Origin of the sequence: Enterovibrio calviensis DSM 14347 (assembly GCF_000621165.1) — a bacterium.
GTDB lineage: Bacteria > Pseudomonadota > Gammaproteobacteria > Enterobacterales > Vibrionaceae > Enterovibrio > Enterovibrio calviensis.
Genome location: NZ_JHZA01000011.1, coordinates 155413 through 168222 on the forward strand (window position 1 = coordinate 155413; position 12810 = coordinate 168222).

General features: G+C 45.8%; 9 protein-coding genes. 6 read left to right on the forward strand and 3 right to left on the reverse strand.

What is annotated here, in order from left to right:
• Positions 1 to 361: 361 nt before the first annotated feature.
• The 4 genes from leuO (at position 362) to ilvN (ending at position 6231) form a co-directional block, all read left to right on the forward strand.
• Positions 362 to 1309 carry a transcriptional regulator LeuO gene (gene leuO / locus Q365_RS0111850; protein ID WP_028023544.1) on the forward strand — a complete coding sequence of 316 codons (948 nt, stop codon included), beginning with the start codon at positions 362 to 364 and terminating at the stop codon, positions 1307 to 1309.
• Positions 1310 to 1616: 307 nt separating this feature from the next.
• Positions 1617 to 3413, forward strand: coding sequence for an AMP-dependent synthetase/ligase (locus Q365_RS0111855; RefSeq protein ID WP_028023545.1), 1797 nt, complete (start codon positions 1617 to 1619; stop codon positions 3411 to 3413).
• A 602-nt stretch (positions 3414 to 4015) separates the two neighbouring features.
• Positions 4016 to 5734: an acetolactate synthase 3 large subunit gene (locus tag Q365_RS0111860; RefSeq protein WP_028023546.1), complete on the forward strand. Its 1719-nt coding sequence runs from the start codon at positions 4016 to 4018 to the stop codon at positions 5732 to 5734.
• Positions 5734 to 6231, forward strand: a complete 498-nt coding sequence (gene ilvN / locus Q365_RS0111865) for an acetolactate synthase small subunit (RefSeq protein WP_028023547.1) — start codon at positions 5734 to 5736, stop codon at positions 6229 to 6231. The genes Q365_RS0111860 and ilvN overlap by 1 nt, the downstream gene beginning before the upstream one ends.
• A gap of 367 nt (positions 6232 to 6598) precedes the next feature.
• Here ilvN and pykF read toward each other — a convergent pair whose 3' ends face one another.
• Entirely contained in the window at positions 6599 to 8011 is a 1413-nt protein-coding gene (gene pykF / locus Q365_RS0111870) for a pyruvate kinase PykF (RefSeq protein WP_028023548.1), read from the reverse strand.
• Positions 8012 to 8641: 630 nt separating this feature from the next.
• Between pykF and Q365_RS25685 the strand changes: the two genes are divergently transcribed.
• Complete coding sequence (locus Q365_RS25685; RefSeq protein WP_245621542.1) at positions 8642 to 10090, forward strand: transporter substrate-binding domain-containing diguanylate cyclase; 1449 nt, start codon at positions 8642 to 8644, stop codon at positions 10088 to 10090.
• 4 nt (positions 10091 to 10094) lie between these two features.
• Here Q365_RS25685 and Q365_RS0111880 read toward each other — a convergent pair whose 3' ends face one another.
• Positions 10095 to 11018 carry a GGDEF domain-containing protein gene (locus tag Q365_RS0111880; RefSeq protein ID WP_028023549.1) on the reverse strand — a complete coding sequence of 308 codons (924 nt, stop codon included), beginning with the start codon at positions 11016 to 11018 and terminating at the stop codon, positions 10095 to 10097.
• Between the two features lie 717 nt (positions 11019 to 11735).
• On the opposite strand from Q365_RS0111880, the gene Q365_RS0111885 reads away from it, so the two are divergent.
• Positions 11736 to 11945, forward strand: a complete 210-nt coding sequence (locus tag Q365_RS0111885) for a hypothetical protein (protein ID WP_028023550.1) — start codon at positions 11736 to 11738, stop codon at positions 11943 to 11945.
• An 89-nt stretch (positions 11946 to 12034) separates the two neighbouring features.
• Here Q365_RS0111885 and Q365_RS0111890 read toward each other — a convergent pair whose 3' ends face one another.
• The gene (locus Q365_RS0111890) at positions 12035 to 12670 is read right to left on the reverse strand and encodes a 3'-5' exonuclease (protein ID WP_028023551.1); all 636 of its coding nucleotides are present in this window, start codon (positions 12668 to 12670) and stop codon (positions 12035 to 12037) included.
• Between the last annotated feature and the right edge of the window lie 140 nt (positions 12671 to 12810).

Here is a 12810-nt window from a genome sequence, read left to right on the forward strand (position 1 = left end):
TTGACAACAAGAACATTAAGTGTGATTTTTATGTTTAACTTGTTGTATTTATTTTGTTTTATTTTTGGATTTTTATGTTTTTCAAGTATTCCTTGAACATGTTTTTATAACAATTTACTGGGGTCTACTTCGTCACTCATGTTACTAATTTTGTGTCCTGTTCAAGGTGTGTTCAATTCATGTTAGTGAATGCTCCACCCTCTAGGGCATGAACGCGTGTTTGACGTTTTATCTTAGCGATTCGAACTGCCGCATCCGGTATATACGGTTGCACCATGATGTTGTTTTCCCCTTATTGGCAGTGGCGTTGACATAGATAAAGAAAGTTCTGCACATAGATTCCCCTGTTCAAGGTTTAGTTATGACACAAATAGAGTCGACCAATAATTCGGAAAACCGTGCAGATACGACATTGAGAAGTGTCGATCTTAACCTCATCACTGTGTTTGATGCGGTTATGCAAGAACAGAACATCACCCGTGCGGCACAGAGCTTAGGCATGTCTCAGCCTGCAGTAAGTAATGCTGTTGCTCGCTTGAAAGTGATGTTTAATGATGAATTGTTTGTTCGCAACGGACGCGGCATCAAACCCACTCAGCGTGCCCGTCAGCTATTTGGTCCAATTCGTCAAGCTATTCAATTGATCAAAAATGAACTGCCGACCTCTGTATTCGTGCCAGAAACGAGCAATCGTACTTTCCGTTTGGCGATTTGCAGCCCTTCTGACATGCGTTTTGTTCCACAAATCCTAAATTCTATTCGCCGCGTTGCGCCTAGCGTGAATGTCCAGGTGGAAACGGAATTTGACCGCGATATCTCGCGCAAGCTTCGCTACCAAGAAGTGGATTTTGTGATTGATTACATGCGTTTTGGTGAAGCAGGTTTTTGCAGCACCGAAATGTTCAACGACGAGCTTGTGGTGGTCGTAAATACCAATCATCCACGACTGGGCGAAACCATTACGGCCAAAGCGCTGCTGAACGAAGCACATGCCGTGTTGAAGCATAACGGTCAGATGCTGGGTTATGCTGAAGGTTTCTATCGCGATGGCCGATATCGCGAAGCCTATCAAGGCGTCAGCCTGAGCAACATTCTGTATGTGGTCAGCCAGTCTGAGTTGGTGGCTGTTGCGCCGCGTTGGATGGTGGAATCAGGACAAACTAACGCTCAGCTTAAAATGCTTCCTTTGCCGCTTGAAGCTAACCGCATTAGCGGCTATTTGAGCTGGCATGCCTCAGCAGAGAAAGACAAGGGTCACCTTTGGATGCGTGATCAATTGTTGTCAATTTGTGGCAACTCACTGATTTAATCGCCTTTGTTTATCTGCAAAAGCCGACATCGTGTCGGCTTTTTTATTGCCTGTCGTTCTTCATCTCTAATCTGATACGTCTTGTTACATCTTCCTGATAGATTGAGAGAACAGGTGTACTCTCAAATGAACGCTGTTCTAAATCAATATCGTGTGATTTTTAGCCGCTTAAAGGGTGCTTTTTCTTGTAATTGATGGGGGAGTGATTACACTGCATGTCTAGTTTGAGCTTACAAGTGTTAGCTCATATTTTCGATGTCTTGCTGACTATTTCAGCCAGGCAAAAGATGTGCTGAGAGAGAATTAAATGGCGCTGAAATTTCATATCGTTAACCGTATTCGTGAGCAGGTAAAAGCTCAGGGAGACAAAACCGCATTGCGTTTCCAAACAGGGAAGGGTTGGGGCGATATCAGTTGGCGTCAGTTTGGTCAGCGCATCGATGATGCCTCGCGCGCCATGCTTGTTTCTGGTCTTGCCGTGCAGGATAAAATTGGTATCTTCGCGAATAACTGTCCTGAATGGACCATCGCGGACATGGCGGCACTGCAAATTCGCTGTGTACCAGTCCCTATTTATCCAACCAATACTGCGGATCAAACTGCCTACATTCTGAAAGATGCTGGCGTGCGCGTATTGTTTGTTGGCGAGCAAGCTCATGCAGACGCAGCCATGTCGATTGCAGAGCAGTGCCCGTCGCTTGAACACATCGTTAGCTTTAACGAAAGTGTAGATTTTTCTGGCCACGCTATGGGAATGAGCTTCGACGCCTTTATGAAGCTTGGCAACGACAACGTTGAGCATGAGCTTCAAACACGTATCTCTGATGCGTCGATGGCAGATCTCACCACGCTGATTTATACCTCTGGCACCACCGGTGAGCCAAAAGGCGTGATGCTGGACTATGCGAACTTCGCTGCCCAGCTAGAAAGCCACGACAAAGTGCTATCGATTTCTGAAAACGAAGTCTCGCTGGCGTTCTTGCCACTCTCGCATGTGTTTGAGCGTTGCTGGAGCTTGTTTGTGCTGCACAACGGTGCGACCAACTGCTACTTGTCAAACACCCACATGGTGCGTGAAGCGTTGCAAGAAGTGAAACCGACCGTGATGTGTGCGGTTCCGCGCTTCTACGAGAAAATCTACAGCGCAGTACATGAAAAAGTCGCCACAGCAAACCCAGTGAAAAAGGGAATGTTCCATGCGGCTGTTTCTATTGGTAATAAAATGGCGACAACCCTTCAGCAGGGCAAGAAGCCATCAGCGGCACTACAAGCTGCTTACCGAATGGCAGACAAACTGGTACTGAGCAAGCTTCGTCAATTGCTAGGTGGTCAGATCAAAATGATGCCGTGCGGCGGAGCGAAGCTTGAGCCTGCGATTGGTCGTTTTTTCCATGCCATTGGTATTAACGTTAAATTGGGTTACGGCATGACCGAAACCACAGCGACCGTATCTTGCTGGGATAATGCGACGTTTGATCCAGACTCTATCGGCATGTCTATGCCGGGCGCGGAAGTGAAAATTGGTAAGAACAACGAAATCCTAGTGCGTGGCCCTATGGTGATGCGCGGTTATTACAACAAGGCGAAAGAAACTGCTGAAACCTTTACAGAAGATGGCTTCTTGAAAACAGGTGATGCTGGTCATATAGACGCAGCGGGTAACTTGTTTATCACCGATCGCATCAAAGAATTGATGAAGACGTCAGGCGGAAAATACATCGCGCCACAGGTTATCGAAGGTAAATTGGGTAAAGACCACTTTATTGAACAAATCGCCGTGGTCGCAGATGCGCGTCACTTCGTGTCAGCATTGGTTGTTCCTTGCTTTGAAACATTGGAAGGCTGGGCGAAAGAGCTAAACATCAAATATCATGATCGCATGGATTTGATTAAGCACAGTGACGTCGTTGAAATGTTTGAAAAGCGCATCACTGAGTTGCAAAAAGAGCTCGCGAAGTTTGAGCAAGTGAAGAAATTCACCTTGCTGCCATCAGAGTTTTCGATGACCAACGGCGAGTTGACGCCAACGCTTAAACTGCGCCGTAAAGTGATTCTAGAACGCTATAAAAAGCAAATTGAATCAATGTATAAGAAGCATTCTTAATCGCGCCAGCACGATGTGTTGTTGAATAGAAAAACACAAAAACGCAGAGGTTTCTCCTCTGCGTTTTTTTATGCTCTGATGTTTGAGTGGGCGTTAAGTAGGCGAGGTGTTGTCGATGTGCGGTTTCTTTTGTGTGTCTCAAAGGTGATATACAAATCGAGAAATTTCACTTTCCGGCCAATCTAACCATATTTTCGTCCCAACACAGCAAAAAAAGACCTTTCAGTACGCTGTATTTTCACGTCTAGCAAACAGTAAATCTTGTTTGGGTTGTAATTTTTGGTTATTGATTCTGTATTGGCGTGGCTTTGTAGAGTCTTCGATGATGAAAACGTAATCAAATAGAGTTTTCATGTAAATATTGGTTATCCAATAGACAGATTTGCTAACAAAGCGTTAAAGTTGGTGGTACTTGAGCAGCCTCAAAAACACAGCCTTTGGTCGTGTTTTATTTGAGGGTTCGAGTGTAGCTGTTTTGATTCTTGTTACGACCGGAATCAAAGGCATAGCTGGCATGGATGGCAGCAGTTTAAGACGTCACGTTGGCATCCATCACTAGGCTACAAATAAGTCCTAATACTATGCATACATGGAGGCATATAGTGGAAATGTTATCAGGAGCCGACATGGTCGTTCGTTCGATGATCGACCAAGGCGTAAAACATATATTTGGGTATCCGGGCGGATCAGTGTTGGATATCTATGATGCACTGCATGAGAAAAGCGATATTGAGCACGTGCTCGTGCGCCACGAGCAGGCAGCCGTTCACATGGCAGATGGTTATGCCCGTGCAACGGGTGAAGTGGGTGTGGTACTGGTTACTTCAGGGCCAGGTGCAACCAACGCCATTACAGGTATCGCAACGGCGTATTACGATTCCGTTCCTATGGTGGTACTTTCTGGTCAGGTGATGAGTAACCTGATTGGTAATGACGCATTCCAAGAGTGTGACATGGTGGGTGTCTCTCGCCCGATCGTAAAACACAGCTACCTAGTGAAAAATGCGGAAGACATTCCGAAGATCATCAAAAAAGCCTTCTATCTCGCATCTACGGGTCGTCCTGGTCCTGTGGTTGTCGATCTACCAAAAGACATGCTGAACCCAGCCAATAAATTTCCGTATGAATATCCGGACAGCATTTCCATGCGTTCTTATAACCCAACGACCACGGGTCATAAAGGACAGATCAAGCGTGGTTTAAAAGCCCTGCTTGAAGCGAAAAAGCCGGTTCTTTATGTGGGTGGCGGTGCCATCATCTCTGAATGTGGCGAGCAAATTAAAACGCTGGCAGACACACTGAATATTCCGGTTATCAGTACACTGATGGGCTTAGGGGCTTATCCGAGTACGGGTGACAAAGCGCTGGGCATGCTAGGCATGCACGGCACATACGAAGCCAACATGACGATGCATAACTCCGACCTTATCTTTGGTATCGGTGTGCGTTTTGATGACAGGACGACGAATAACGTCGAGAAATACTGTCCGAATGCCAAGATCATGCATATCGATATTGACCCATCGAGCATCTCAAAAACGATCTCTGTGGATATCCCGATTGTTGGCTCGGCAGATGCAGTACTTAACACCATGCTGAAGATCCTCACCGAGCAAGGCGGCACGAACGATGCTGCAGCGATCGAAGCGTGGTGGAGCAACATCAACGTATGGCGTGATCGCAAATGCCTAGCGTATGAAACCAATAATGAGCGCATTAAGCCGCAACAAGCTGTTGAAGCGGTGTATAAGCTGACAAATGGTGACGCCTACGTGGCATCAGATGTGGGTCAGCACCAAATGTTTGCGGCTCTTTACTATCCCTTTGACAAACCACGTCGCTGGATCAACTCCGGTGGTCTTGGCACCATGGGCTTCGGCCTACCAGCAGCCATGGGTGTGAAGTTTGCACTCCCAGATGCTGAAGTGATTTGTGTCACTGGTGATGGCAGTATCCAGATGAATATTCAGGAGCTGTCGACCGCATTGCAATACGACATTCCCGTCAAGATTATCAACCTCAACAACCGCTTCCTCGGTATGGTGAAGCAGTGGCAAGACATGATTTATCAAGGTCGCCACTCACAATCGTACATGGATTCGGTGCCTGACTTCGCAGCGATTGCAGAAGCTTACGGGCATGTGGGCATTCGCATCAACGACCCTGCCGAGCTAGAAAGTGAGCTGGCACGTGGATTAGCGATGAAAGACAAACTGGTCTTTTTCGATATCAGTGTTGATGAAACCGAGCACGTATACCCAATGTTGGTGCGTGGCGGTGCGATGAATGAAATGTGGTTGAGCAAGACGGAGAGAACATAATGCGCAGTATTTTATCGGTGTTAATGGAGAATGAACCAGGCGCATTGTCCCGTGTCGTGGGTTTGTTTTCTCAGCGCGGTTACAACATCGAATCTTTAACGGTGTCACCGACAGATGATCCTACTCTGTCTCGCCTCAATATTACGACGACCGTGGTAAAAGAGTCTGAGCGTGAGCAAATTGAAAAACACCTTCACAAGCTGATCGACGTATTGAAAGTCAGCAATGTGACTGAGTCAGAGCACATTGAACGTGAACTGGCGATGGTCAAAGTGAAAGCATCTGGATTTGCACGTGCAGAAGTGAAGCGTACTGCTGATATCTTCCGTGGACAGATAGTCGATGTTACTAACTCGCTGTATACCGTTCAGTTAGCGGGCACGAGTGAGAAGATTGATGCCTTCATCTCTGCGATGAAAGACGTCACAGACATCATTGAAGTCGCACGAAGCGGTGTTGTGGGAATTGCTCGTGGTGAGCGTGCATTGCGTCAGTAAGCGCAATCACTGCTTAACACAACAAGCAGCTTGAATAAGAAAAACCGATGGTGGAGACGCTGTCGGTTTTTTTGTGGCTGAAGAGCAGGGATAGAGCGGGTCCTAGGTCCTAGGAAATAGAGGGAAAAACAGGAGGAGCAGTTTCGAGGAGCGAGAACACGAGAAACGAGAAGGCGCAGGAAGAGCAGAGAACTTAGATCCGGAAGAGTTGAGTGAATAGGGGAGTGCACAGAATCTGTTACAGGCTCAAATCTCGCATCTCGAATGCTTTTCCTAGGACCTAGGACCCAGAACCTGCTCTTCCTACTTTTCCCAAGCATAAAAAAAGGAGCCTTTCGGCTCCTTTCTTAGCTTCGGTAAACGTTTATTACAGAACGTGTACAGAAGAAGTGTTAGTAGTACCTGAAGCAACCAATGCGCCAGAAACCATAACAACGATGTCGCCTTTCGCGCCTAGACCAGATTCTAGAGCGATTTCTTTACCCTGACGGTAGAACTCGTCAGTGCTTTCGTATTGGCTAACAACAACTGGCGTAACACCTTTGCTTAGGCAAAGTTGTGCAGCAGTTTTCTCGTTGGTGGTAACGGCAATGATGTTTGCAGTTGGGAAGTATTTACGCACTGAACGTGCAGACTTACCTGCTTCAGTAGCAACAACGATCAGTGGAGCACCTAGCTTCTCAGCGGTGTCTACTGCGCCTTTACATACAGCTTCAGTGATGCGTAGACGAGCGCTGTCTAGACGTGAACCTAGCTCAGCTTTCAATACTGAATCAGTACGCTTAGCGATTTGCGCCATGATGGTAACAGCTTCAATTGGGTATTTACCCTTAGCAGTTTCACCAGAAAGCATAACTGCATCGGTGCCATCCATGATTGCGTTCGCAACGTCACCCGCTTCTGCGCGAGTTGGACGTGGGTTCTTGATCATTGAATCAAGCATTTGAGTTGCAGTGATAACAACTTTACGTGCACGATTACATTTCTCGATCATCATCTTCTGCGCGAAGATAACTTCTTCTGCAGGGATCTCAACACCTAGGTCACCACGAGCAACCATGATGCCGTCAGACAGCTCAAGGATCTCGTCGAAGTTATCTACACCTTCTTGGTTTTCGATCTTCGAGATGATTTGGATGCTCTCGCCGCCGTTAGCAGCCAGAATTTCACGAATTTCTTTAACGTCAGACGCTTTACGGATGAAAGAAGCTGCAACGAAGTCAACGCCTTGCTCACAACCAAATACTAGGTCGCTCTTGTCTTTTTCAGACAGTGCAGGAAGGTTAACTGAAACGCCTGGTAGGTTAACGCCTTTGTTTTCGCCCAGATCGCCATTGTTCAGTACTTTACAGATAACTTCAGTTTCTGTGGTTTCTAGTACTTCCATTTCGATCAGACCATCATCAACAAGGATGATGTTGCCAGCGTTAAGGTCTTGAGAAAGACCCGTGTAAGTCACAGCAACACGCTCTGAGTTACCTACTACTGATGCGTCAGTAGTGAAAGTGAACGTTTGGCCCGCTACTAGAGCAACGTCATTGCCGCCTTCTAGTTTGATAGTGCGGATTTCAGGGCCTTTAGTATCCAGTAGGATTGCTAGTTGCTTACCGGTGTTCTTCATGACTTCACGAAGGTTTGCGATACGCGTACCGTGTTCGTCGAAGTTACCGTGTGAGAAGTTCAGACGCATTACGTTCATGCCAGCGTCAGCTAGCTTGGTCAGCATTTCTACTGATTCAGTTTTCGGTCCAATCGTACAAACGATTTTGGTCTTTTTCATGTAGGGTTCTCTCCGGTCGAGCTTTTAACCAAGGGACAATTTGGGCTGTAATTACGTTCATTAGTGCTTGATGTCTGTAATAAAACAACAAACAAAGACGTGGTGAGCAGTCAGATTGCACCGCTGCTCTTACAGCGTTAATACAGATTCATGACACTATAATTGTGTTGTCCAAACGGCGGGAATCGCTTGGACAACACAACTCATCCATGAAAGCGGACACAGTATACATGCATTATGTGGCGGAAATTTGATCGCAGGCAATGGATAAAGAGTATTTCCCACCTTCATTCCATTTCCCAACCAAATGATACAGGTATAGGCCGATCTCAAGCGCCGTAAATTTACCACATAAAAAGAGGCAGATCACTATCTGGCAACGATTCAGCAAAGAGCCTTAAATACTGGCGATTCAAGAGAGGAATGCGGCGAAAATCGGTAGAAATACGCGTTATTTGATTTGTTTTTATATGAAACTTAACAACAATATTCAGATTGAGTGTGTTGTATATCATTAGTTTTCATTCACTAATCGAGTGACTTCTCGATATTGTGATACAGAGAACCATCGAGGTGGGGACGTCAACACAACTTTGCCACAATGCATTAAGGACTTTTTGACTTGGCCTCATGACACTTATGCCTTTGCATCGACCCGCCGCTGGAATATTTATCATCACGCTGCTTTGTGCTGTCTTTTTCTCTCGCTATGCCATGTCAGCCTTCGACGATAAAACGCTAACGGTTGTTAACTCCCACAGCTGGAAGCCATTTGCATTTGTTGAAAACGGCGAGCCAAAAGGTTTACTGATCGATTACTGGCGAGTTTACGGTGAAGTGAACAATGTGCCTGTCCAGTTTGTCTTGTCAGATTGGAACCAATCCTTAGAGCACATGACAGAGCCGGGAAGGAAAGTGCATGCGGGGCTGCTCTATTCCTCATCGCGCGATCACTATTTAGATTACACGCTGCCGCTGTTTGAAATTTCCTCCTCCCTTTACGTGCTCAATGACAGCGAACAACTGAAAATTAAAGGGATCCTGCCTGGCATGGAAGTCGGGGTCGTGCGCGGAGGTTATGAAGAGGAATACATCAAGTATCACTATCCCGATGCCAAGGTAATCAGCTTCAATAACAACGCAAAACTCATTGAAGCGGCGTTAAATGGCGAGATCACGCGCATGGTCATTGATACACAAGTGGCCACTTATTACTTATCGCAAGATCCAGATTTGCATCGATTTGTTCCGATAGAATCGCTGTACACCAATATGATCTATGCTGCTGTATCTGAGGGCGATCAGGCGCTGCGCGATGAAATCATCACAGGTATTGGCAAGATCCCTGAAGCCGAATCGGCGCGCATTGAGCAGAAGTGGCTCAACACCAAGCAAGTGTTCACTATCCCGAACTGGGTGTTGCCCTTAGTGCTGACGGTCATTGTGATAGTGGCATTGAGCTATATCCTGCTTTTGCGCCAGACCGTTCAGCGAAAAACGCGACATATAAAAGCGGTAAACAGAAAGCTGGAAGAGTATGCCTTTACGGATTCACTCACTGGCCTTCTTAATCGCCGCGGTTTAGAGCAGAAGTTTGAGACTAAAAAAATCAAAACGTTGATGAAGAATCAGCAGTTAGTCTTGTTGGTGATTGACCTAGATTACTTTAAGCAAATCAATGACACCTTAGGGCACTTAAAAGGTGATGAAGTCTTAGTGTGCCTTGGAAAAGCGTTCAAAAACACGTTACAAGAAGCGGTGGCGATATCTCGACTCGGAGGGGAAGAGTTTTGCTTGCTGTTGGAAGTGAAAAGTAGACACCAGCTTGATACCGTCATGGAATATATTCATCGTCGGCTAATTCCGAGCGCATCCCAGCATGAATTAGGTTTGCATGTGACAGCCTCGATAGGCGCGTTGCTCATTGATACTCAGAAAACGGATTGTTCGTTAGACATGCTGTTACACCATGCAGATCAATTGATGTACCGAGCAAAAGAAGGAGGACGAAATCGATTTGTTATCCAATCGCTTTCAAGCAAAACCAAACAAGTTCGACCTTTCTGCGTGGTAAGCTGAAAACTTAATTGTCGTCTTTGAGCTTGATGTCCGAAGATGTGTTGTTATCGCTGTTGCTCTCGTGAGTTACCACTCGATTACGACCACGCTCTTTCGCCAGATACAGGCATTTATCTGCGCGGAGGCTAGCAGAAAGGAATCCTTCCAACTGACTGACTTCCGTTGCACCAATCGAGATGGTGCAGTTAATCGCTAACGGCTGTCTGTTTGGATAGCTCACGCGCACCATGAGTGCTTCAACGGTCTGACGCAACTCCGTTAGTCTTTGGGTCAATCCGTCAACGTTATCTTCCCACATCAAAAGTGCAAACTCTTCTCCGCCTAAACGAAACGCGCATTCGTCAGGCTTCGCGAATTCTTCAATCACTCTTGCTAGTTGCTTCAACACAAGATCGCCGACAGGGTGACCAAAGGTATCATTGATGCGTTTGAAGTGATCAATATCGACCATGGCGAGGTATTGTTGACGTTGTGGCGTAGCGTGGCGCTGATTGAATAAATCAAACAAATAGCGGCGGTTGTAGAGGTTAGTGAGATCGTCGCGATTCGCCATGTCGCGCAACGTACGCTCGCGATAGACTTGATCTGTCACCACGCTTACGAAGGTGCACATGGCTTTTTCACCAAACCAATCAATCACAGTGTCAGTGATCTCGGCAATCATTGGATTGCCTTTCAAGTCCGTATGATTAATGACTTGTGGTGGTGTTGGCGTGCCTGTTTCAATGGCGTGCTGGTATCGTCGCAGTGCTTCTGGCCAGTGAGCTTCTTCAAACAAGACTTTAATCGTTTCGAGTTTTAGCACCTCTTCGACACTCGACATACCACTGAACTTAGCGAATGCACTGTTTGCATACTTAGGTACGAAGTCGATGTGAATCACACAGGGATTAGGGTGTATATCTAATATGTCTTTAAAGTCTGGCATCACGTGGACATAGGAATAGTCAAAAGAATGTGAAACTTATCATTTATCCATGTAAAAACTGCGATGTGTTTCAAGAAGTTGGGATTATCAGCGAGCTTTTCTCACTAAGGAACTGAGTGTGTTACATTTGAGTGTGAGACCGCAACACTTTTCATAGATGAAAACGTTGAAAAAAGCGTGATTTAACGGTGACGTAAATATATGTTTTTTAATTCAGTTTCGTATTTCTCGTGTTTTAGAGCAAGGGGCATTTCATTGTTTTTCCATACTAAAATAGTGGTTTTTGGCGTATGGAAGCCAAAGAGGTGAGGGGAGGTGTAAAAAAATGTTCGCTATTTGTTCATCTCGGTGTATAGTCCACCATTCTCTTAGACAAGAGTTGTTAATGCCACATTAAGTATAAGTTCCTTCTCAGCGACTTCTCGAAAACCTTCGTTTAATCTCCCTGTGTCAACTTTATCTTCATCGTACATTCAATAGCTTTACTATCAGTCCAAAAGAACAACACAAATTCTCCGCATTCGCGATCCGTATCTGTGCGTTTTTAATACGCCATACGAGTGATATGCAGGCGATCTCGCATGCCATTTTTGTGTGCGCGATAGCGAGTATTTGAACATCTAAAATAAGGAAAATTATGTCTCGTAGAACAACACGACAGCGTCACTGGTACCAATTAACACGCGATAAGAAACAGCAAATTACCAAAGGTGAAAAATGATAAAAATTGATTTCCGTTTACATAAAGAAAATGCGTCATGGCAGGCTGAAATTCATCAGCTAAACAGCGATATTCTAAAGCGACACATCTTACCGAAGATGACATCTAGTCATCACGACATCGATTTTGAATACTGTGACCAAACGGGCGCAGGCAAAATTATTGCGCCGAGTGGTAACGTGATGGGAGGCTTTTCGGTCTACTGATAAGTCTTGTGCGTTAATCGAATACGCGCAAACCGCGACAACGATAGACTATTTATCTTGCCGTCAGATAAATACCTATCGAGACATCATCAACGCCCTGTCTGATTGCCTCGAACTTTTTGAAACAACCCGCCCATCGCTTGTTTACTGGTTTTACTAATGGTCTGCATGAACCCAAAACTCGGGTTAATCATGTGCTGTTGTTCCAGTTCTTCTAGCATGAGTAGCCAAAGCTTTGCTGTCATCTGCGAATCGGCTAAGGCTCGGTGAAAAACGCCATCATTGTCGATGTGTTTGAAACGCACGAGTTCGCCCAGTTTATGGCTTGGCGCGTCTTGAATCAGACGTCTTGCGATAAGCATTGAACACGCGAATTGGCCGGAATAACCAAGATTTAGACGTTCAAGTTCTGCATCTAAAAAGCGCTTATCAAAAGAGGCATTGTGAGCCACTAGGTTGCTACCAGCTATAAACTCACTAAACTCCGCCATGACATCGTCACAGCTGGCTGCGGTGCGCAACATGTTATTGGTGATACCGGTATACCCTTCAATAAAGCTACTCACCCGAAAGCCCGGATTCATCAGTGCTTGAAACGTATCAACCACCTCGCTATTCACCAATTTCACAGCACCTATCTCGATCGCTCTATCACCCATGCTTGGTGATAATCCCGTGGTTTCGAAGTCGAGAACGATAACGCTATGCGCAGACGTTGATGGCATGTGAGAGACCTTGTTGCTGTCGTGATTGAAGATGGCGGGCAGTATACAGATACTTCAGAAGCAATGGCGAGAATTACGCAGAATTGCACATAGGTCAGCGAATAGAGGCGCTAACCTATGTGCATCTCAACCGCCTTCGA

Excerpts from the sequence above, each read along its gene's own strand:
- leuO (WP_028023544.1), top strand. The coding sequence starts at position 362 with ATGACACAAATAGAGTCGACCAATAATTCGGAAAACCGTGCAGATACG.
- Q365_RS0111855 (WP_028023545.1), top strand. The coding sequence starts at position 1,617 with ATGGCGCTGAAATTTCATATCGTTAACCGTATTCGTGAGCAGGTAAAA.
- ilvN (WP_028023547.1), top strand. The coding sequence starts at position 5,734 with ATGCGCAGTATTTTATCGGTGTTAATGGAGAATGAACCAGGCGCATTG.
- pykF (WP_028023548.1), bottom strand. The coding sequence starts at position 8,011 with ATGAAAAAGACCAAAATCGTTTGTACGATTGGACCGAAAACTGAATCA.
- Q365_RS25685 (WP_245621542.1), top strand. The coding sequence starts at position 8,642 with ATGACACTTATGCCTTTGCATCGACCCGCCGCTGGAATATTTATCATC.
- Q365_RS0111880 (WP_028023549.1), bottom strand. The coding sequence starts at position 11,018 with ATGCCAGACTTTAAAGACATATTAGATATACACCCTAATCCCTGTGTG.
- Q365_RS0111885 (WP_028023550.1), top strand. The coding sequence starts at position 11,736 with ATGATAAAAATTGATTTCCGTTTACATAAAGAAAATGCGTCATGGCAG.
- Q365_RS0111890 (WP_028023551.1), bottom strand. The coding sequence starts at position 12,670 with ATGCCATCAACGTCTGCGCATAGCGTTATCGTTCTCGACTTCGAAACC.